Here is a 21654-nt window from a genome sequence, read left to right as displayed (position 1 = left end):
CTGTAGGGATTGCAAATGCATCTTGTGGCTAAGACCGCAAGATGCATTGAAGTTTCGTCAAATTAGCAACACTTGAGTACCAACTTTGGTCATCGCGAAAAGCTCGGAGATGTGTTCGTTGTAAAGCCCGATGCAACCATTCGACGACCGGCGCCCGATTTTGCGGGTGTCATGTGTGCCGTGGATCCGATAATAGGTCCAGCTCAGGTAAAGCGCGTGGGTTCCGAGCGGGTTATCCGGGCCGGGCGGGACATACGGCGGCCAATCGGGATTCCGCTTCAGCATCGACGGGGTCGGGCGCCAATCGGGCCCTTCAACCTTGCGAATAACGCGGGTTCGACCGCGGCGCGTCAGGTCTTCGGTCAGCGGCACACTGGAAGGGTACAACTTGTAGGTATTACCGTCTTCCGACCAGTAGTGCAGCGCGCGTGAATCGATATCAACCAGGATCGCGCCGTTCTTCAGATTGGAGAAATATGGTTTCCAATCCAGTGTGCGGAAACTTGAAATGTTACGGCGTACCGAAGTTGTGACATCGCGTTCCATCTCGACCGTTTCGTCGCCCGTAACACTTTGCGCAAAAGCGGGTGACCCGACGGCAGCCGCTGTTGCCGCCATGAAAGCGCGTCGGCTCATGCCGTTTGAGGACTTGATGGCCATGCTCGGACTCCAATCTCGACTATCTGACTTGGGCCGTAATATATGGCGCGAAAGTCGCAGTCGCAATTCAAAGAAACGTTAATCGGCAAAGTCACGCATATGTGGGTTTGAATCGCAACCACGCTTTCGTTACTGCTTACTCCAAGCAACAGCACGGGTGGCAGGCACACATGACACGCATATTGGCACTTCTATTATCGGCTTTGATGGTTCTTTCGGCCTGTGCGACCACACCACCCGAGCCCACACTCGGCCCGGATGGTAAACCACTGCCAAAAGTGTACCGCATCCGGGCAGGTGAAACTGCGACGATCCAATATCGCATGCTGGACTCGGTCAATGCATTGCGCGAAGCCGCGGGCGTGCCGGCTGTACAATTGAACTCGCAACTGACAGCCGCAGCCGCCACGCACTCGCGGGACATGTCGATTCAGAACCGGCCTTGGCATTTCGGCTCGGACGGATCCTCGCCGATCGACCGGGTGCGCCGGGTTGGCTATGACGGGCAGCTTGTGGGCGAGACGATCTCGGAAACCTACGAGACGGAAACCGAAACGCTGGCGGCATGGATGGAAGAGCCGGCCACGCGCAAGGTTATCCTGTCACCGGAGGCCCGCGAAATGGGCTTCTCCTGGCTTCAGGAGGACAACGGTAAAATCTGGTGGACGATGGTCCTGGGACAATAGGGCCAGTGCCTATGGATTAATCGTAATCGGCGTCCCGTTCTTGACCATGGCATAGATGTCTTCGATCTCGCGATTCTTGACCGAAATGCAACCTGCTGTCCAATCCGGGCCGGTGCGTTTGAAGATGCTTTTCGCATTCGGTTGCCCATGAATGAAGATATCGCCACCCGGGCTTTTGCCTTGTGACGTCGCAAAGGCAATATCTTCACGGTTCGGGTAGGAAATACCCACCGAAAGGTGAAAATCGCTGTTCGGGTTGCGCCGGTCAATCACATAGGTGCCCTCGGGCGTCTTACCGTCACCTTCGTACTGTTTGTGGCCGGAGGGCGCGAACCCAAGATCAATGCGGTAGTTCTTCAGCACTTGGTTGTGGTGCAGCAAAAACATCTGGCGATCGCCTTTGTTGACGACCACATGTGTTACTTCGGGCCCGTTGTAAGTTTTGAACTTTGAACTGCAGGCTGCCAGCCCAAGGCACAAAAGCCCAACCAAAGCCAATCTCAGCATGCGCATATCCTTAAACTCACTGTCTCAATCCGCCTCTTTTTTAAAGAGCTTACCACAAATACAAAGGGAATGAATCCCCTTTGGGTGCTAGGACCGCGTAAATCCTGCTACCAATTCGACATGCGTGGACCACCGGAATTGATCTACGACATGGACCGGCCCCATGGCATACCCGGCTGACAACAGGGTCCGGGCGTCACGTGCAAAACTTGCCGGGCTGCAAGAGACATGCGCAATCACCTGAATGTCCGATTCGGCAAGGTGTTGGATCTGTGCCTCGGCACCGGCGCGTGGCGGATCAATGACAGCGGCGTCGAATGTAGCAAGCTCATCCGGCATCAGCGGCCTGCGAAACAAATCGCGTGCTTCATGCGTCACCGCCTTCAGGCCGTGGCCTTGCCCGTGCCGCCACCCGGCATCAAGGGCTTTTGTCATGGCGGTTTCGCCTTCGACGGCATGAACCTCGGCGTTCTTGGCAAGCGGTAGGGTAAAAGTACCGCATCCCGCAAAAAGATCGACGACACGTTTTGCGCCTTGAGTGATGCGCGCCACTTCTTGGCACAGCTTGGCTTCTCCAGATTTGGTCGCTTGCAGGAAGGCCCCGGGTGGAGGAACGACAATAACGCCATCGAATTGCTGCTCGGGGGGCAGGCGGGTGACGATCACCTCGTCCTCCCATGTCAGGCGGGCAAGATCATGTGCCTCGGCCAATTGTGCCAATTGCATCCGCAACGGCCCATCCAAGGGCTTGCCGTTACGCACAAGAATGTCCAACCCGTTCAGAGACAAGGTCACCGCCACATCAAGACTGCTTTTCCGGCTTGCACCAGCCATGGCCAATGCTTCGGCAACTGGCCGCGCGGCAAGCAATTCAGGCTCAAGCAGCTGACAGCCGGGAATCTCTACAATCACCTCCGACGCCTTGGCGTGAAAACCCGCCATGGCCCCCTTTTTCGTGCGGCGCGCGGCGAAAGTGGCCCTGCGGCGCGAAAATGGAGGCGATGTGGAAATCGGCGCAAAATCCGCTTCGATTCCCTGTGCCGAAAGCGCCATACGAACCACGTCGATCTTCCATTCGGCCATGAAGTCATCCGAGGCATGCTGCAACTGGCAACCGCCACAGGATTTGAAGTGCCGACAAGGCGGCGCGACGCGGTCAGAGGAGGGAGTGACGATTTTCACGTCTTTCAGTCTATCACCGTCGCGTTGTGCCGTGATGACCTCACCCGGAAGGGTCAACGGGGCAAAATACGGCCCTTCGGCAATACCGTCCCCCAAATGACCCAAGCGCGTAATGCGGAATTCGTCCATTACCTTACTCCGCCAGTAGGTCTGTACGTGTGAGCGTGAAACCCGAGTCGATCCAGCGTTGCTCCAAGGCACTGAGCTTCTTTCCAAGCCTTGGACCTTCGTATTCCGGCATTAGATCGGCGGCCTTGATCGGGAACCGCGCCTTGGCGCCTTGGCACAGCCGGTCAAGATCGGCAGGATTCCACGGCTGCTCCAATAGCGCGGCGCGCAGGAGGAGAATATCCTGCCCATCCTTCTCACCGTACCGATACCCCAATTCTGACGGGTCACGCATGGCCGACACTTCGGACTGCATTTTCGTGAGGCGTTTTGCCTGTGCTTTGCTCAGGCGAAGGCGATCTGGCAGGTCGTCACCCCCCAAAGCTGCCAACCGCCGTATCCCGTCAGGAGGTACGCCAACCTCGGACTCCAGGTGCACAAGTGGCGCGAGCGCGCGGTCATCGGCACCGGGAAGGACGGCCAGCAGAACACCACTGGAACGCATCGTCGCAACCGACGGGGCAGGATCGGGCGCAGAAAGAAGTTTAATCATTTCAGCCCCGACCCGTTCACACGAGAGGCCGGACAAGCCATCGACATGATTTGCAATGGCCGCCAACCCGTCCGGGTCCAAGCCGCCCTCCGGGTCACCGTACCAGGCATGAAACCGAAAGAATCGCAGGATTCGCAAATAGTCTTCCCGAATCCGCTGCGCCGGGTCTTCGATGAAACGTATGCGCCGGGCTTCAAGATCGGGCAAACCGTTCAGGGGGTCGATCAGCGTGCCGTCAGACTTGGCATAAAGCGCGTTCATCGTGAAATCGCGGCGGCGGGCGTCTTGTACGACATCCCTAGAGAACGCGACCGTTGCATGGCGGCCGAAGGTCTCGACATCTTCGCGGAAGGTGGTGACTTCATGCGGCACGCCATCGGAGACAACAGTGATCGTGCCGTGCTCGATCCCTGTGGGCACAGGTTTTAGGCCAGCCTTGTTCGACAGCTCGACAACTGCCTCGGGCCGCCCATCGGTGGCAATGTCGATATCCGATACCGGAGCACCAAGAAGCGCATTTCGGACGCAACCGCCAACAAAAAGAGCCTGATAGCCAGCCTCTTCAAGCATCCTGCACACCGCTTGGGTGGGTTTTGCCGAAATCCAATCACCCGTAATCTTCATGGCTTCCCTGCTGCATCCGCCAGCGAGCGCAGAATACGCGCGGTCGCCCCCCAGATATAGTACGGACCAAAGGGCACCGTGTAGTAACGCCGCTGACGCCCACGCCAACGGCGGGCTTCGACCTTGAAGTTGCTTGGTTCAAGCAGATGCGCGAGCGGGGCGGTGAAGACCTCCTCGACCTCACCGGGTTCGGCAATCGGCGAAAAGGGTTCACGAACACGCGCGACGACAGGTGTGACGGTAAAGCTGGTTACTGTTTCATGGCTTGGCAAGGACCCCAGTACGTCAACATTTTCGGGCGCCAACCCGATTTCTTCCCATGCCTCTCGTAGGGCTGCGGCGGTTACATCTGCGTCGCCTTCGTCCTGCTTGCCACCGGGAAAAGCAATCTGTCCAGGGTGATGCTTGAGTGCAGAGGACCGCTTGGTCAGATAAACCTGAGCACCCAAGCTGGTTTCGGCAATCGCGACCAGAACTCCCGCAGGCCGCAGGGTCCGACCCGCTGGTAGCACGATATCAGGGTTCAGATCGTAATCCGAGGTATCCAGACGCGCCTTGGCCAAGGCGCGCGTTACATGTGCGAAAGGATCAGCCATCATCGTCCGGCGGGTTTTCGGCATCGAATCCCAAGGTGGTTGGGTCCATTCGATAATGGGCGCCGCAGAATTGGCAATCAGCAGTCAGAACGCCCTCGTCGGTGGTCATCTTTTCGATGTCCTTGGCCGAATAGATCGACATGCTATTGCGCACCCGCTCCTCGGAACAGGTACACCCGAAACGCACGGCCTGTATGTCGAAGACGCGCGGCGCTTCCTCATGGAAAAGACGTACCAGGAGGTCCGTGGGCGCAACGGATGGGCCGATCAGTTCGAGATCATCCACGGTATCCAATAGCATGTTTGCACGGTTCCAGTTTTCGGCATCTTCGCCATCAACCACGTCCTGCGCGGTCAAAAGCCCCTCTTCTCCGGAGCCGCCGCCTTGGGCGAAGGGTGACGCCTTGGGCATATGCTGGAGCATCAGGCCACCAGCGCGCCAATGTTCAATACCGCCAGCTTCAGTCGATTTACCAAAAGACAGCGAGAACCGCGTCGGCAACTGTTCAGATTGAGCAAAATACGCTTCGGCACAGGCGCTCAAGCCATCGGCTGTAAGGGGCGTGATGCCTTGATAAGGAGTCGTGCCTTGGCCTTGGTCTATCATGACGGCAAAATACCCGTCCCCCACCTGATTGAAAGGTGCGCCAGTCACGCGGTCACGATCAAAACTGGCATAGGCGCGGATGCGGGCGGGCTCCCCTTCGGCTTCGGGGGCGTAGTAATCGGTGGCAATCATCCGCACCGGGCCTTTGGATTGGACCTGCAACGACAGCTTCCAACGCAGTTTGATCGTTTGACCGATCAACGCTGTCAGCAGGGCCATTTCAGCCACTAGCGCCTCGACCGGGGCAGGATAGTCGTGTTGCTTCAGGATGCCGTCAAGCACGCCATCCAAACGCGCGACGCGGCCACGAATATCCGCATTGTCCAGCTGGAACGGCAGGATCGTGTCGTCCCAAGCGATTTTTTGTCCGAGAGTCATGGGGTTTCCTTGTCTGCCGGAAGTTGGCATATCGCGTCTATATATGACCATCAAGGCAAGGTCCAAGGGGGAGGTGTGGCATGATACGGCGCTTTGGCGAAGCACCGCGCGCAGATGTACGATATACGCGCCGTCCCGGCGTTTACGCGATCCTTCCGCGTGGTGGGCGGCTTCTCGTGACGCATCAATCCGAGCCCATACCTGAATTACAACTTCCCGGAGGGGGCATTGATCCTGGGGAAGGACCGATACAAGCGCTTCACCGCGAAGTTTTTGAAGAAACCGGTTGGAAAATCGGTGCAGCGCGGCGTTTGGGAGCCTTCAGGCGCTTTACCTATATGCCGGAATATGACCTTTGGGCTGAAAAACTCTGCATGATTTATGTTGCGCGGCCTGTTCGGTCACTAGGGCCGCCGTCCGAGGACGGTCATAGGGCTGTTTGGACATGGCCGAATGTTGCGGTGCGCGAACTCGGGAACTCGGGTGATCGGCACTTTGTCAGCCAACTATGGGGCTTGGTTTGAACTCAAGCAGAACCGCCGAAACGTCATCTGCAAGATCATCGGTTTGTGCAAATTCCACCAGCTTCCAGATCAATGACTCAAGGCATGCCATACCCCTTGTCTGGCGCAACTCTCGTAGGATTTGCGCAAGTCCTTGGTCGTCCAAAAGGGTCGCATCCGGCGCAGCACATTCCACGACGCCATCTGAATGAATCATCAAGCGATCTCCCGGGGCCATGGATACCTCGAAATCCCGATATTCGGCACCATCAATCAATCCGACAGGCAAACCCCCATCACCAATGAATTCAACTTGTCCATTTGCGCGCTGAATTGCCGGGTAAGGGTGGCCAGCTTGCGCCATGATGACCTTGCCCGAGGCAAGATCGACATCGGCCAAAAGCATCGTGAAATAATGCTCGGTCTCCATCTCGTTGAGGATCAACTGATTCAGGGCAGCAAGCGTTTCACTTGGGGGTTTGGATACGAAAGACCCGTCCGGCATGCGTCGTAGTGCCAGATTCTGGTCGGGCGTTACGGCTGACAGGTAACCGGCCAACCGGGCAGTCATCAGGGCTGAACTGATGCCGTGGCCAGAGACATCTATGCCATACAAGCCAACGCGCGTGGCGCCGATTGGAAAGAACCCGACCAAGTCACCGCCAACATGACCACTGGACCTCAACAGCAATGAAACGTCAGCAGGCCCGAAATCGCGATAGCGATCGCTTACCAAAGACTGTTGGAGTTTCTTTGCTTCGATCAAGTCACTATCGAGCGCGTCGTAGAGCGATTGAAGCTCATCCAGCGTTGACTTCACCAAACGGTTCTTTTCATTCACCTCCCTTTCCATTCGAAGAATGCGATCACCGGCGGCGATGCGCGCACGCAGTTCCGATGCATTCACCGGCTTGGTCAGAAAGTCATCGGCCCCGGCGTCAAGACCGTGGGCGATCTCTTCTTTCCCGCTCTTGGAGGTTAGCAGAATAAAATAGCCATAGCTGTCGCGCGGCGTAGCCCGAAACTCCCGACAGAAATCCAAACCATCCATTCCAGGCATCATCCAATCGCTCAACACCAGGTCCGGGGGGTGGTCGCGGCAAATCTCCAAGGCTTCGATGCCTGATTCAGCCTCCCGCACCGCGAAGCCCCAGCGTTGCAGGCAAGCACATAGAATCCGCCTCTGGGCTCGGCTATCGTCGACGACCAGAACACTTCGGATTGCCGAATTCTTATGCGGTGTCGCAATGTCCTCTGCGGTTAAACTGCTCACTCATACCATCCATTTACACCGGGATACCCGAGTGATGGCGTATGGTGATTAACCTGCAATGAAACCTAAAAGTTTATTATTTCCAATTGCTTGAACTCAGGTTTCATTAACCTGCGGATGCCAGTCTTCGTGGGGCTAAAGCGGGACGATGAAACATGATCGACTGGGCCAGAGTAAGAGAGTTGCGCGATGAGATCGGCGCCGACAGCTTCGGTGAGGTGGTGGATCTCTTTCTTGAAGAGGTCGAAGCAGAAATAGCCATATTGCGCGAGAGTTTGGCCACGGATGACCTTGAGTCGCGCTTGCACTTCCTGAAGGGTAGCGCGCTGAATCTCGGATTTTCGGAGTTTGCAAAAAAGTGCCAAACAGGCGAAACAGCGGCCGCAAATGGGGCTGGGGGTGCCGTTGACGTGACGGACATCCTGGCCAGTTACGATGCTTCGAAAACCGTGTTTCTGGCTGAATTAGAGACACTTTCCGCTGCCTAGATCAAGAACTCCGCGAGAACCTCATCATTCGTTATGTCGCGATAGTCAAAGCCGGCGGCTTGGAGCTTGGTTTGGATATGCACGAAATTTTCGGGCTTGCTGGTTTCGATACCGATCAGGACAGACCCAAAGTTGCGGGCGGACTTCTTGAGGTATTCAAACCGCGCGATATCGTCTTCCGGGCCAAGGATGTTCAGGAAATCCTTCAAGGCACCTGGACGTTGCGGCATACGCAGGATGAAGTATTTTTTCACCCCTGAATATCGCTGCGCGCGCTCTTTGACTTCAGGCAAGCGTTCAAAATCGAAATTTCCGCCGGATGTCACGCAAACGACTGTTTTGCCGCGAATTTCTTGCGCCATATCCTTGAGGGCATCCACCGCGAGCGCGCCGGCCGGTTCAAGCACGATGCCTTCGACATTGAGCATTTCAAGCATCGTGGTGCAAAGCCGATCTTCGTCAATCGCAAGCATGGTGGATGGATCAATATGCGAAAGGCGGGCAAAAGTCTTGGCCCCGATCTGTGCCACGGCGGCACCATCGGCGAAATTATCTATATGATTCAAGCGGGTAGGCCGACCCGCTTTCAAAGCCGCCGCCAGGCAGGCGCCGCCTTCCGGCTCAACAAGTGTGAACGCAGTACGATCGCCCAAATAGCTGCACACACCGGAAGACAGGCCACCGCCACCAACGGGCATGATGATCCTGTCGGGCATCTGTTCCATCTGTTTTTCGATCTCAACGCCAACCGAGGCCTGCCCTTCGATGACATCCTCATCGTCGAAGGGTGACAGAAAATGCCCATTTATTTCAGTGCAGTAGGCCTGTGCCGCGGCAAGCGTGTCGTCGAAGTAGTCCCCTGTCAGTCGAATTGACACCGCGTCACCGCCAAACTTTTCGGTCTTGCCGATCTTCTGCTGGGGTGTGGTGACCGGCATGAAGATCACGCCTTTAACCCCAAAATGACGGCACATGAAGGCCACGCCCTGGGCGTGGTTTCCGGCACTGGCGCAAACAAACCGTGTCGATTCAGGGTTGTTTTCCAAGACCTTACGCATGGCGTTGAAGGCCCCGCGCAGTTTGTAGGACCGCACCGGCGACAGGTCTTCACGCTTGAGCCAGATATCGGCGTGATAGCGGTCGGACAGATGCTCATTGCGTTGCAACGGTGTTGGGTCAAACACATCGCGCATCGCGGCTTCGGCGGCTTGGGCAAGGGGGCGAAAATCACTCATAACCCCTTGATTGGCGGAATGTTTCAGCCGGGGCAAGGGGTGGGCGCAAAGCATACATAAGAATACCGCGGAAGCCTTGGTATCTTGCCCCTGACGCGAAAACCCGATAAGCGCCGGGCGCATATCCGTAGAGAGGGAAAAGTGATGTCCGCGCCCAAGAAAGTCGTGCTGGCCTATTCCGGGGGGCTTGATACCTCGATCATTCTGAAATGGTTGCAAACCGAGTATGGCTGCGAGGTGGTGACCTTTACCGCCGATCTGGGCCAGGGCGAGGAGTTGGAACCCGCGCGCCAGAAGGCGGAACTTCTTGGAATCAAACCAGAAAACATCTTTATCGAGGACATCCGCGAAGAGTTCGTGCGCGATTTCGTCTTCCCGATGTTCCGGGCCAATGCGGTGTACGAAGGGCTGTACCTTCTGGGCACCTCGATCGCTAGGCCGTTGATTTCAAAGCGTCTTGTGGAGATCGCGGAAGAGACCGGGGCCGATGCGGTGTCGCATGGCGCGACCGGCAAGGGCAACGATCAGGTGCGGTTCGAACTGGCTGCCTATGCGTTGAACCCGGATATCAAGGTGATCGCGCCGTGGCGGGAATGGGACCTGTCCAGCCGCACGAAACTTCTTGATTTTGCTGAGAAAAATCAAATTCCGATTGCCAAGGACAAACGCGGCGAAGCGCCGTTTTCGGTGGATGCCAACCTGCTGCATACCTCAAGCGAGGGCAAGGTTTTGGAAGACCCCGCAGAGATGGCGCCGGATTACGTGTATCAGCGGACAGTGCACCCCGAGGATGCGCCGAATGAGCCGGAAATCATCGAAGTTGGCTTTGAAAAAGGCGATGCTGTTAGCATCAACGGCGAGGCGCTTAGCCCTGCTAACCTGTTGACAAAGCTGAATGAAATGGGTGGCAAGCATGGTATTGGGCGGCTTGATCTGGTGGAAGGCCGCTTTGTTGGGATGAAGAGCCGCGGGATTTATGAGACCCCCGGTGGCACGATCCTTCTGGAAGCGCATCGCGGGATTGAGCAGATCACGCTGGACCGGGGCGCCGCGCACCTGAAAGACGAGCTTATGCCGCGTTATGCGGAGCTGATTTACAATGGGTTCTGGTACAGCCCCGAACGCGAGATGTTGCAGGCGGCGATTGACGCATCACAACATCATGTGACCGGGACCGTGAAACTGAAGCTTTACAAAGGGTCGGTTCGCACGGTGGGCCGCTGGTCGGATCATAGCCTGTATTCGGAAGCGCATGTGACATTCGAGGACGATGCGGGGGCTTACGATCAGAAGGATGCGGCCGGGTTTATCCAACTCAACGCGCTGCGCCTGAAGCTGTTGGCGGCGCGGGAGCGGCGATTGAAGGGATAAACGTACGAGTCGTACGCTTACCCCCCGAGTTTCGTACGAAAATCCGGGGGTTCCAGAAACCTTTCGTACAAGTCGTACGATTCGAATCGAAAAGGCCCGGCCCAGCGCCGGGCCTTACTTTTGCGCGCGCGCCCTTAATTCAAATGCAAGGATTCGCTGTTTAACTATCCCTCACGGCGCGGGCCAATAGGACCGCGCGGCCAACAGGGCCTCGGCGGCCTGTTCGAAAGACTCTTGCGGAAGGATGACCAGCATCTTGGGTGACGTCACCGAAATCTCAACCGGGCCAGTGGCGGTATTGGATGTGCCGACCCGGCCATCGGGGGTAAAGTTGACCCCGTCAATTGCAAAGCGAAGCCCATCGGACAGCCCTTCGACCGCGCCCATGGGAAAAAGCGAAACGGGTGTACCGCTTTTCAAGTCGAGACGGATGGAGGGCGGGCAGAGAAAAACCAGCTCCTCAAGCCCTAGAAGCAGGCAAGGACGGTTTGGATGACGCACAAGGGTGTTATATGCGGCAAGTTGGTGATCCAGGCGATTACCCGAAAAACCGACGCCCACAACCAGTGGCGCGGAAATGTTGCGCAGGCATTTATCAAAATCGGTGGTTTCCTGTTCCGGGATACAGTGAAGCGCCGATTGCGGCAGTTGTTCACGCGCCCAATCGGTGAGCGAGTCGAAATCACCAATCACCGCGTCCGGAACCACCCCATTATAAAGAGCGGCATCGGCACCACCATCCGCAGCCACCACCAAGGGCCCAAGGGATTGTGCGCGATTCAGCATCTTTTTCGAGATTTCGGCCCCGCCAATCAAAGTTACGGGTTTGTCATCGGCTACAATCATGTTCAAATTTCCGGATTAATCCCTATTTCGGAAACAGATCACATTCTCACCACGAAATGATACGGTAAAATTCTAAGAATCGGGCATCTTTGGTCTTGGCTGTGGTGATATGTCTACTCCTTGCAGTTAATGCGGAGCGAGCGAAATAATGGTTAGTTCAAGTAAGATACTCACAGTCTCATACGGCACTTTTTCGTGCACACTCGAAGGTTTCGATGATTCTTTCGATACGATGAAGGCAATCGCGGAATACTTCCGTGATCTGGCCGCAGATGACCGTTACTTCGGAGCGGAACCGCCGACGCCCGACGCGGATATGCTGGCCCGGATCGCGGAGCGAGAAATCGCGCGGCGCGTGGACGCAAGCGAACAAGAAGGCAAGATTGTCCTGCGCGCGGCAGAAGATGCCGCGCTGAACGCCCCGGCCGAAGAGCCGGAGGAACAAGAGCAAGATAACCAAGCCGCAGAACTGGCCGCACCGACCTTGCAGGATGAGGGCGAGCCCGCTTCTGAAACCGCAGAGGCCGCAACCGAACCAACCGACGAATTTGCCGAAGCGGCGCATACCGATCCGGAAGATGCCCAAGCGGAAGCCAAACCGGAAATCGCTGACATGCCTTTGGCCGAACCTACGGCTGAAATAGAGTCTGATTCGGCGATCACCGCTGCGATGTCGGCCTTTGACAGTAATGACACGCCTCAACCTGACACAGAAGCCGGATTGGCAGAGCCAGAGCCCGAATCTGCTACCACCCTCGTGGCCGAAGAAGAGCCAGAGCAACCAGAGCAAACAGCCGAGCCGACCGAAGAACCCGAGGCGGAAGCTGACGACATTGCGGACCTCACAGAGCCTGCGGAAATTGACGCCGCGCAAGAGGCAGAGGCCACGACCGCATCCGAGGGTGATCAAGACGGCGATAGCGTTGCCGATCGCCTGCGGCGTATCCGGTCGCTGGTTGATGAATCCAATGCCGGCTTCCAAGACTCGATTTATTCGGAAGATGAGCATGCGCAGGATTTCCTGAGTGAAACTGCCGCGGACCTTGATGAAGCTCTGCGTGCTGATGATGCGATGGAAACAGCAGGACAAGATGAAACGGCAGAGCCCGATCTGTCGTCGATCCTTGGGACTTCGGACGAAGACTCGCAGGCTCAAGACGAAGAGCCGGAACCCGGTGAAACCATTGATGTCCCGCTGGACCGCAGCGCCGAGAAAGTCCAAGAGGCTGCCCCGGAGATTTCCGAGGATACACTGGCGCAGCTTCTGGCCGATGCGATGCCGGAAGAGGCGGCCGATATAGACACTGCTCCGGCGTCGGACGAGGCCAATGCCCAAGACGACGGCGAAGAACGGCCCGCTGTTATGGCCCGCGTCGTCAAAATGAAACGCAGCGAATTCGAGGCTGCGATCAGTGAAGGGTATCTGCAAGAAGACGAGGCCGACAGTGATTTTGGCGATAATCTCTTCGGGGACGACTCGGGGCTGAGCGCCGAGGAAGAAGCCGATTTGCAACGCGAACTGGCCGAGGTCGAAGCCGAATTCAAGAAGCCCGATCAAGACCTTGCAGAGGATTTCGATTCGCCCCTGAAATTGACCGAAGCGGATCAAGTTCAGGAAAGTGTCGAGGATGAGGCGCTTGAGGCTCCGGAACAAGAGACTGCGGCTGAGGCGAGCACCGAAAGCGAACAGCCTGAAGCGGAACTCGAAGAAGCAATGTCGCCGCGCGGTATTTCCAAGCTGCAACGCGCCGAGCGACAGGCCGATCTGGCCCGGATTTTCGACGAAGCGGATACGCAGCTTGACGAGCCGGAGTCGAACCAACGCCGCAATGCCATCCAGCATCTGCGCGCGGCCGTCGCCGCGACGCGCGCAGAGAAGAAAGCCGGGGCGTCGCTCAAGCAGGATGTGGACGAATCGCCCTATCGCGACGATCTTGCCAACGTCGTACGCCCGCGTCGGCCGGAAGCCGGTGATGGCCGCCCGCGGTCTAGCCGCCCGAGCGTCACACCCAGTTCACCCGCGCCATTGAAACTCGTGGCCGAGCAACGTGTTGATGTGGAAAGCACGCCGGTTCGTCCGCGCCGTATCTCGAAGGCGAGCATGGCGGAGGCGGAGACCTTGGCACCGACGCCTGATGTGGATGGCAGCTTTACCGATTTTGCCGAAGAGATGGGCGCGAAGGGATTGCCTGAACTGCTAGAGGCAGCGGCGGCATATATGTCAGATGTTGAAGGCCGCTCACAGTTCTCGCGCCCGATGCTGATGGGCAAGCTGAAAGAGGTCGAAGGCCGGGAATTCAGCCGGGAAGATGGACTGCGGTCTTTCGGACAACTGTTGCGCCAAGGCAAACTGCAAAAACTGAAGGGTGGGCGGTTCTGTGTGACTGACAGCACGGACTTCAGGGCCGAAGAGCGAAACGCAGGCTAGGCACCGATCCATTGAATGATGACGCCCCCGGTCCTTGTGCCGGGGGTTTCTTTGTCAAAGCGCCACGGCGCGGAGTTTTTCGTAGGCCGGCATGGCGGCCTTGGCAAGGTCGGCACGGGGGCCATCGAGGCGGGGCAATGGGCCTTCCGCCGCGGCAAAGCCGGTTGAGCCATGCACCGAGGCGTACCAATGCGCGGCCCAGACGCCATCATCGGGGTGGCCGCCCTTTGGCCAGTTGAGCATGGCGGGATCCCAAGGCAGATCAATCGCCGCGCAGAGGCGTTTGAGCATGGTCTCCGGGTCCCGGCGGATGTCGGCGGAATCGATCACCACCGGTGCATGACCTTGGGCGGTGAGCTGCTCATAAAGCTCGGCCTGTTGGACAAAACCGATGTCCGCCAGCGTGGGGTTGTCGTATTTCGCCGAAAAGCTGGCAGCGACGCGGGCAGGATGACGGATAAGAAAGACGTTTGTGACCTGCGTGATCCAATCGCGCGGCACGCCGTCAATCATGTGCTGGGCCATGTGCTTTTGGTAAAAATGCGGTTTTTGGGCGGGAATAGAGCCTAATAGCTGCTCAATCACTTCTTGCGGGTCGGTCGGTTGCGAGGCGATGATCTCATCGCGCATTGGGTGCTGAAGGCCGGTTAGCGTGAGGTAAGCAGCATAGAAGGGTTCATCGACGACGGCGAAATCGGACCGCGCGCCGAAGGAATACATCATCGCCGTCGAAAGATTGCGGGGGCCGGACCACATGGCAAGGCGCATGGGCACTCTCCTTTTTAACCGCAGTTACGCTCAATTAGAGACTTATACAGCTCTCGGATCCGGGTGGTGAGGGGGCCCATTTCACCGCTGCCGATGGGACGGCCATCAATCTCGCCCACAGGGGTTTGTGCGCCGAATGTGCCAGTCAAGAACGCTTCATCGGCGCCGTAGGTATCGACGAGGGAATAATTCCGCTCGTAAACCGGGATACCATCCTCGCGGCAGAGGTCGATCACTTTCTGACGGGTGATACCGTTCATGCAGTAATCGCCTGTCGAGGTCCAAACCTCGCCCTTGCGGACGATGAAGAAGTTGCAGGCGTTGGTGGTGTTCACAAAGCCATGCACATCAAGCATCAAAGCCTCATCCGCGCCGGCCTTTTCGGCGGCGATACAGGCGAGAATGCAATTCAGCTTGGAGTGTGAGTTCAACTTGGGGTCTTGCGTCATGGGAAGGCCGCGCAGGTGCGGCACGGTGGCGAGGCGGATCGGGCGGGCGATCTTGGGCTTGGAGTGTTCCATGATGATGGTCATGGTTGGCCCCTGTTGCGACAGCGAGGGATGCTGGAAAGGCCGGGTTTTGACGCCTCGCGTGACCATCAGGCGCGCATGGGCGTCTGTGTGCATGTCATTGGCTTTTTGCGTCTCTAACACGGCCTGAAACACCTCGTTTCGGGTCATGCCGATATCAAGGTCAATGGCTTTGGCGGCCTCGAACAGACGGTCGAGGTGTTCATCGGCAAAGGCCCATGTGCCATTATAAAGGCGCAGGCCCTCCCAAACCCCATCGCCCAACATGAAGCCGCTGTCATAGACGCTGACCTTGGCCTCATCTTTTGGCACGATGTCACCATTTAGCCAAATCTTGATGGTCTCGTTTCGTGCGTCTTCCTGCGCCTGATGGGTGGTTTGGTGATCTGCCATATTGCCCCCTGCTTGACGTTTGAGGCGAGGCTATGACCCTGGGCCACAAGTGCCAAGCGGTAAATTCCGATCACCGACGCGTGAGATCACGACGGGTTGAATTGGCCCGTGCGTATAAGACAGGCAGTGTGAGGGCGGCGAATTGGAGGGCTTGGCCATGAAACAGCAAATAAGAATCCTGAAAGCGGGGCTTTTGGCGGTGCTGATCACCGTGGGCTTTGGCGCTCATATGAAAACGGCACACGCGGCGGGCACCGAGGTGGTGACAGTCGCCGGGGGCTGTTTCTGGTGCGTCGAAGCGGATTTTGAAAAGGTGAAGGGCGTGCGCGAGGTTGTCTCGGGCTATACCGGCGGGGACGTGGCGAACCCGACTTATAAGCAAGTGGTGCGCGGCGGGACCGGGCATTACGAAGCGGTCGAGATCAAATATGACCCGGCCAAGATTTCAGCCCGGCAGCTTTATGATATGTTTTTTCGCTCGGTCGACCCAACGGATGCAGGCGGGCAATTCTGCGATCGTGGGATGAGCTATAGCACGGCGATTTTTGTCTCTAACACGGCTCAAAAGCAGGCCGCGGAGGCCGCCAAGGCGGAGGCGGAGAAGGCGTTGGGCCAGAAGATCGTGACGCCGATCTTGCAGGCCGGGGAGTTTTACGACGCCGAGGAGTATCACCAGGATTATTACAAGGGCGACAATATTGTGCTGACCCGCTTTGGCCCGAAAAAGCAATCGGCGGCTTATAAGCGGTATCGCGATGCCTGTGGCCGGGATCAGCGGGTCAAGGCGCTTTGGGGTGGGGCTGCACCGTTTGTGAACTGAATAAGGTTCGTTAATGAGTTTGGGCCGGTCCATCAGGGCCGGCCCGCTTTCTTTGGGTTAACCGACCTTACAGGCCGCAAGAACCGCCATGTTCAGCACGTCGCTGGCGGTGGAGGTCGAGGAACAAATCTGAATCGAGCTGTCGAGGCCGGAGAGGATCGGGCCGATGACCGTGGCGCCAGCCATTTCTTGCATCAGCTTCACCGAGATCGAGGCCGAGTGGCGCGCGGGCACCACGAGGATATTGGCCGGGCCGGTGAGGCGTTGGAACGGGTAGCTTTCCTGTGCCAGTTTGTTGAGCGCCACATCGACGGTCATTTCGCCTTCGTATTCGAAATCAGCGCCACGGCGCTTGAGCACTTCGGGAGCGAGGTGCATTTTCTCGGCCCGCTCGGATTTGGGATAGCCGAAGGTTGAGAAACTGACGAAAGCGACGCGCGGCTCAAGGCCAAGGTGGCGGGCCACACCGGCGGCGCGGGTGGCGATATTGGCGAGATCTTCTTCATCGGGCCATTCGTGGACCAGCGTATCTGTGATCAGAACGATCCGGCCCTTGTGCAAAAGGGCGGTGACACCGGCCACGCCGTTTTCGGCGTTGGCATCGAAGACGTGGTTGATCCGCTCCATGACGTGGGCGGATTTGCGGGTGGCGCCGGTGACAAGGCCATCGCCATGGCCATGGGCCAGCATGAGAGCCGCGAAAACGTGGCGGTCACGGGCGGCCATGCGGTGAATATCCTGCCGGTCATGGCCCTTGCGTTGCAGGCGTTGATAGAGGAATTCCTTGTAGTCATCCAAACGGTCGGTTTTGGCGGCGTTGGTGACTTCCAATTCCCGCACGGCATCGCCAAGGCCTGCGGCCTCGAGTTTCTGTTTCACATCATCATCGCGGCCCACGACGATGGCCTTGCCCAACCCGCTACGCTGATATTGTACGGCGGCGCGGAGGACGCGGGGATCGTCGCCTTCGGCGAAGATCATCCGGGCCTGTGCGTTGCGGGCGCGCGCGTTGATGGAGCGCAGGATGGAGGCGGTGGGATCCATCCGGGCGGCGAGGGTTTGCTCGTAGGCGTCCATATCAACGATGGGGCGGCGCGCCGCGCCGGTATCCATGCAGGCCTTGGCGACGGCGGGCGGCACGGTATGGATGAGGCGCGGATCGAAGGGGGTGGGAATGATGTAATCGCGGCCAAAGGCGAGCTTGCGGCCATAGGCCATGGCGACCTCATCCGGCACATCGGCGCGGGCAAGCTCGGCCAGCGCCTCGGCACAGGCGATTTTCATCTCATCATTGATGGCGCGGGCGTGCACATCCAGCGCGCCGCGGAAAAGATAGGGGAAGCCGAGCACGTTGTTGACTTGGTTCGGATAGTCACTGCGCCCGGTGGCGACGATGGCGTCGGGGCGAACCTCATGCGCTTCTTCTGGCGTAATCTCGGGGTCGGGGTTGGCCATGGCGAAGATCACCGGGTTATCGGCCATGGAGGCAACCATATCCTGGGTCACGGCCCCTTTGACCGAGACACCAAGGAACACATCGGCCTGTTTCATCGCCTCATCCAGCGTGCGCAGCTCGGTGGCGACGGCATGGGCGGATTTCCATTGGTTCATGCCTTCGGTGCGGCCCTGATAGATCACGCCCTTGGTGTCACAAACAATGCAGTTTTCGTGCCGCGCGCCCATGGCTTTGAGCAATTCGATACAGGCGATCCCGGCGGCGCCAGCGCCGTTGAGCACGATCTTACAGTCTTCGATCTTCTTGCCTGAGATATGCAGAGCGTTGATGAGGCCGGCGGCACAGATCACGGCGGTGCCGTGCTGATCGTCGTGGAAGACGGGGATATCCATCTTTTCCTTGAGCGTTTGTTCGATGATGAAACACTCGGGCGCTTTGATGTCTTCGAGGTTGATCCCACCGAAGGTGGGGCCCATCAGTTCGACCGCCTTGATGAATTCCTCGGGGTCTTCGGTATCAAGTTCGATGTCGATGGAGTTCACATCGGCAAAGCGTTTGAAGAGGACCGATTTGCCCTCCATCACCGGTTTGGAGCCCAGCGCACCGAGGTTGCCGAGGCCCAGAACGGCGGTGCCGTTGGAGATGACCGCCACAAGGTTGCCCTTGTTGGTGTAGTCATAGGCCAACCCGGGGTTTTCCGCGATCTCCTCACAGGGGACGGCGACACCGGGGGAATAGGCCAGCGACAGGTCGCGTTGCGTGGTCATCGGGACGGTGGCCGTGATCTCGAACTTGCCGGGGGTGGGTTCGAGATGGAAGGCAAGCGCCTCTTCACGGGTGAACTTGGGTTTGGACATGTCGCGGCCTTATTAGGATCAGTCGGATTCGATACTCCATAGCGGGGGTTGGCGGTAGCCTCAACCGCAAGCGGGTTTTCGGGTTTCATGCGCGGGCTTGGCTTTGTAATGTTGGCGGCAATCAACGCCGGGGGCAGACGTGACATCCATGAAATCCACCGTGACGCCGATGATGGCGCAGTACCTTGAGATCAAGGCCGAATATCCGGGGGCTTTGCTGTTTTACCGGATGGGGGATTTTTACGAGCTGTTCTTTGATGATGCCGTATCGGCGGCGGAGGCTTTGGATATTGCCCTGACCAAGCGGGGCAAGCATCTGGGCGAGGATATCCCGATGTGCGGGGTGCCGGTGCATGCCGCTGAGAATTACCTTTTGACACTTATTCGCAAAGGGTTTCGCGTGGCTGTCTGTGAGCAGATGGAAAGCCCCGAGGAGGCGAAAAAGCGCGGCTCGAAATCGGTGGTTAAGCGTGGGGTCGTGCGGCTGGTCACACCCGGGACGTTGACCGAAGAAAGCCTGCTTGAGGCGCGGCGGCACAATTACCTGGCCAGTTTTGCACAGGTGCGGGGCGAGGGGGCCTTGGCCTGGGTCGATATTTCGACGGGCGCGTTTCACGTGATGCCCTTAGCGCAGGTGAGGCTTGGGCCGGAATTGGCGCGCTTGGCCCCGTCTGAAGTGATTGTTGCCAGTGAAGATGACGCGGATTTGGGTGAAATAGTCACTGAATCCGGGGCCTCGGTGACGGAACTGGGTCGCGCGGCTTTTGACAGTACTGGTGGCGAAAAGCGCCTCTGTGACTTGTTTGACGTTGGCACATTGGAGGCTTTCGGGGCCTTCAGCCGGCCCGAAGTGGCGGCGATGGGGGCCATCGTTGAGTACCTCGAGATCACGCAAAAGGGCAAACTGCCCCTGTTGCAGGTGCCACAGCGCGAGGCGCAGGCGCGGGTGATGCAGATTGATGCCGCCACGCGGCGCAATCTTGAGATTACCCAAGCGATGAGCGGTGGGCGGGCCGGATCGCTTTTGGCCTCGGTTGATCGGACGGTGACGGCGGGCGGTGGCCGTTTGTTGGAACGGCGACTGTCCAGCCCCAGCCGGGTGTTGGAGGTGGTGCAAGATCGCTTGCAAGCGGTGACTTTTGCGGTGGAACAGGGTCGATTTTCCGAAGATTTGCGCGGGGCGCTGCGGAAGGTGCCGGACCTTGACCGGGCGCTAAGCCGCCTTGGCCTTGATCGGGGCGGGCCAAGGGACTTGGCGGCCATTCGCAATGGTCTGGCGCAGGCCGGTGAGATTGCGGGGATGGTCGAGGGATTGGAGTTACCCAAGGTATTGGCCGAGGCGGCGGGGGATTTGACCGGGCATGACGCGCTTTTGGACTTGCTGGATCAAGCTCTTATTGCCGAACCACCGCTTTTGGCGCGGGATGGCGGATTCATCGCGCCCGGATATGACGCGGAATTGGATGAAGTGCGCCAACTTCGCGATGAAGGGCGCGGCGTGATCGCGGCGATGCAGAGCGAATATCAGGAGCTGACCGGGATTCAGAGCCTGAAGGTCAAGCATAACAATGTGCTGGGCTATTTTGTCGAAGTCACCAGCACCCATGCCGACAAGATGCTGTCGGAACCGCTGAGCGAAACCTTCAAGCACCGGCAGACCACGGCGAACCAAGTGCGGTTTACCACCGTGCCGCTAAGCGAGATGGAAACCAAGATTCTGAATGCCGGGGGGCGGGCACTTGAGATTGAAAAGCGGCTCTATGACAGCCTGAAAGCGGCGATTTTGGAGAAATCGGCAGAGGTTTCGCAGGCGGCGCGCGCTTTGGCGGAAATGGATTTGACCACCGGTTTGGCGGATTTGGCGCGGGGCGAAAACTGGTGCCGGCCACAGGTGGATGAAAGCAGGGCCCTGGAGATTAAAGGCGGGCGGCATCCGGTTGTGGAACAAGCGCTGCGCAAGGCGGGCGAGCCCTTTATCGCCAATGACTGCGCGCTTGGAGATGAGAGCGATATCTGGCTGCTGACCGGGCCGAACATGGCGGGTAAATCGACGTTCTTGCGGCAAAACGCGCTCATCGCGCTTTTGGCGCAGGCGGGGAGTTTCGTGCCTGCCTCCAGCGCGCATGTTGGTCTGGTCAGCCAATTGTTCAGCCGCGTTGGAGCGAGTGATGATCTGGCGCGCGGGCGGTCGACCTTTATGGTTGAGATGGTCGAAACGGCGGCGATTTTGAACCAAGCGGATAATCATGCGCTCGTCATTCTGGACGAGATCGGGCGCGGGACGGCAACCTATGACGGGTTGAGCATTGCCTGGGCCACTTTGGAACATTTGCACGATGTGAATGGCTGCCGGGCCTTGTTCGCCACGCATTACCACGAGTTGACCAACCTGAGTGACAAGTTGGGTCGGGTGGATAATGCCACGGTGAGCGTGAAGGAACACGAGGGCGAGGTGATTTTCCTGCACGAGGTGAAGCGTGGAGCCGCAGACCGAAGTTATGGTGTGCAAGTGGCCAAGCTGGCCGGGTTGCCGCACACCGTGGTGGAACGGGCGCGCGTGGTTCTGGATGCCTTGGAGAAAGGCGAGAGGGAAGGTGGCACGGCGCAGAAGGCGTTGATTGATGATCTGCCGCTTTTCTCGGCCACGCCGCCGCCCGCCCCTGCGCCAGTGCGCGCGTCTGATCTGGACAAGCGGATGGCCGAGATCCTGCCCGATGACCTGACTCCGCGCGAGGCGCTTGATTTGATTTATGAATTGAAGGGGTTGGCGGATAAGCCGGGGTGA

Annotated in this window: 19 protein-coding genes; 7 read left to right on the top strand and 12 right to left on the bottom strand. The window is 58.1% G+C overall.

Features of this window, described 5'->3' with window-relative positions; genetic code table 11:
- Positions 1-57: 57 nt before the first annotated feature.
- Complete coding sequence (locus QZ498_RS11800; RefSeq protein ID WP_294622472.1) at positions 58-660, bottom strand: L,D-transpeptidase; 603 nt, start codon at positions 658-660, stop codon at positions 58-60.
- Between the two features lie 170 nt (positions 661-830).
- Here QZ498_RS11800 and QZ498_RS11795 point away from each other — a divergent pair, with 170 nt between their 5' ends.
- Positions 831-1346, top strand: a complete 516-nt coding sequence (locus tag QZ498_RS11795; RefSeq protein WP_294622471.1) for a CAP domain-containing protein — start codon at positions 831-833, stop codon at positions 1344-1346.
- Positions 1347-1355: 9 nt separating this feature from the next.
- Here QZ498_RS11795 and QZ498_RS11790 read toward each other — a convergent pair whose 3' ends face one another.
- From QZ498_RS11790 to QZ498_RS11770, 5 genes are all read right to left on the bottom strand, one after another.
- Positions 1356-1859: a L,D-transpeptidase family protein gene (locus QZ498_RS11790; RefSeq protein ID WP_294622470.1), complete on the bottom strand. Its 504-nt coding sequence runs from the start codon at positions 1857-1859 to the stop codon at positions 1356-1358.
- 81 nt (positions 1860-1940) lie between these two features.
- Entirely contained in the window at positions 1941-3164 is a 1224-nt protein-coding gene (locus QZ498_RS11785) for a class I SAM-dependent RNA methyltransferase (RefSeq protein ID WP_294622469.1), read from the bottom strand.
- A 4-nt stretch (positions 3165-3168) separates the two neighbouring features.
- Positions 3169-4320, bottom strand: a complete 1152-nt coding sequence (locus QZ498_RS11780; protein WP_294622468.1) for a CCA tRNA nucleotidyltransferase — start codon at positions 4318-4320, stop codon at positions 3169-3171.
- The gene (locus QZ498_RS11775; RefSeq protein ID WP_294622493.1) at positions 4317-4919 is read right to left on the bottom strand and encodes a CoA pyrophosphatase; all 603 of its coding nucleotides are present in this window, start codon (positions 4917-4919) and stop codon (positions 4317-4319) included. Before QZ498_RS11775 ends, QZ498_RS11780 begins: the two co-directional genes overlap by 4 nt.
- Complete coding sequence (locus QZ498_RS11770) at positions 4909-5901, bottom strand: Hsp33 family molecular chaperone HslO (protein WP_294622467.1); 993 nt, start codon at positions 5899-5901, stop codon at positions 4909-4911. The genes QZ498_RS11775 and QZ498_RS11770 overlap by 11 nt, the downstream gene beginning before the upstream one ends.
- Positions 5902-5981: 80 nt before the next feature.
- On the opposite strand from QZ498_RS11770, the gene QZ498_RS11765 reads away from it, so the two are divergent.
- Positions 5982-6425 (top strand): NUDIX hydrolase, encoded by a 444-nt coding sequence (locus QZ498_RS11765; RefSeq protein WP_294622465.1) that lies wholly within the window; start codon positions 5982-5984, stop codon positions 6423-6425.
- On the opposite strand, the gene QZ498_RS11760 is transcribed toward QZ498_RS11765, so the two are convergent.
- Complete coding sequence (locus QZ498_RS11760) at positions 6400-7677, bottom strand: SpoIIE family protein phosphatase (RefSeq protein ID WP_294622463.1); 1278 nt, start codon at positions 7675-7677, stop codon at positions 6400-6402. The two genes, QZ498_RS11765 and QZ498_RS11760, sit on opposite strands and share 26 nt — an antisense overlap.
- A 155-nt stretch (positions 7678-7832) precedes the next feature.
- Between QZ498_RS11760 and QZ498_RS11755 the strand changes: the two genes are divergently transcribed.
- Positions 7833-8165 carry an Hpt domain-containing protein gene (locus QZ498_RS11755; protein ID WP_294622462.1) on the top strand — a complete coding sequence of 111 codons (333 nt, stop codon included), beginning with the start codon at positions 7833-7835 and terminating at the stop codon, positions 8163-8165.
- Here QZ498_RS11755 and ilvA read toward each other — a convergent pair.
- Positions 8162-9400 carry a threonine ammonia-lyase IlvA gene (ilvA, locus tag QZ498_RS11750; RefSeq protein ID WP_294622461.1) on the bottom strand — a complete coding sequence of 413 codons (1239 nt, stop codon included), beginning with the start codon at positions 9398-9400 and terminating at the stop codon, positions 8162-8164. The genes QZ498_RS11755 and ilvA overlap by 4 nt on opposite strands.
- 144 nt (positions 9401-9544) lie before the next feature.
- On the opposite strand from ilvA, the gene QZ498_RS11745 reads away from it, so the two are divergent.
- Positions 9545-10771, top strand: a complete 1227-nt coding sequence (locus QZ498_RS11745) for an argininosuccinate synthase (protein ID WP_294622460.1) — start codon at positions 9545-9547, stop codon at positions 10769-10771.
- 171 nt (positions 10772-10942) lie between these two features.
- On the opposite strand, the gene QZ498_RS11740 is transcribed toward QZ498_RS11745, so the two are convergent.
- A complete protein-coding gene (locus QZ498_RS11740) occupies positions 10943-11617 on the bottom strand; it encodes a thiamine diphosphokinase (RefSeq protein ID WP_294622459.1) in 675 nt (224 codons plus the stop codon).
- Between the two features lie 232 nt (positions 11618-11849).
- Here QZ498_RS11740 and QZ498_RS11735 point away from each other — a divergent pair, with 232 nt between their 5' ends.
- Positions 11850-14045, top strand: coding sequence for a hypothetical protein (locus QZ498_RS11735; RefSeq protein WP_294622457.1), 2196 nt, complete (start codon positions 11850-11852; stop codon positions 14043-14045).
- Positions 14046-14099: 54 nt separating this feature from the next.
- Here QZ498_RS11735 and QZ498_RS11730 read toward each other — a convergent pair whose 3' ends face one another.
- Positions 14100-14813: an HAD family hydrolase gene (locus tag QZ498_RS11730; protein ID WP_294622455.1), complete on the bottom strand. Its 714-nt coding sequence runs from the start codon at positions 14811-14813 to the stop codon at positions 14100-14102.
- A 14-nt stretch (positions 14814-14827) separates the two neighbouring features.
- Positions 14828-15736, bottom strand: a complete 909-nt coding sequence (locus QZ498_RS11725) for a D-amino acid aminotransferase (RefSeq protein WP_294622453.1) — start codon at positions 15734-15736, stop codon at positions 14828-14830.
- 229 nt (positions 15737-15965) lie between these two features.
- Here QZ498_RS11725 and msrA point away from each other — a divergent pair, with 229 nt between their 5' ends.
- The gene (gene msrA / locus QZ498_RS11720) at positions 15966-16556 is read left to right on the top strand and encodes a peptide-methionine (S)-S-oxide reductase MsrA (RefSeq protein ID WP_294622491.1); all 591 of its coding nucleotides are present in this window, start codon (positions 15966-15968) and stop codon (positions 16554-16556) included.
- Between the two features lie 57 nt (positions 16557-16613).
- Here msrA and QZ498_RS11715 read toward each other — a convergent pair whose 3' ends face one another.
- The gene (locus QZ498_RS11715) at positions 16614-18869 is read right to left on the bottom strand and encodes an NADP-dependent malic enzyme (RefSeq protein ID WP_294622451.1); all 2256 of its coding nucleotides are present in this window, start codon (positions 18867-18869) and stop codon (positions 16614-16616) included.
- A 169-nt stretch (positions 18870-19038) separates the two neighbouring features.
- On the opposite strand from QZ498_RS11715, the gene mutS reads away from it, so the two are divergent.
- On the top strand, positions 19039-21654 hold the full coding sequence (gene mutS / locus QZ498_RS11710) for a DNA mismatch repair protein MutS (protein WP_294622489.1): 2616 nt from the start codon (positions 19039-19041) through the stop codon (positions 21652-21654).

The organism is uncultured Roseovarius sp. (assembly GCF_913057115.1).
Classification (GTDB): domain Bacteria; phylum Pseudomonadota; class Alphaproteobacteria; order Rhodobacterales; family Rhodobacteraceae; genus Roseovarius.
The sequence above is the reverse complement of the archived record's forward strand: the minus strand, read 5'-3'. Positions and strand labels throughout refer to the sequence as shown.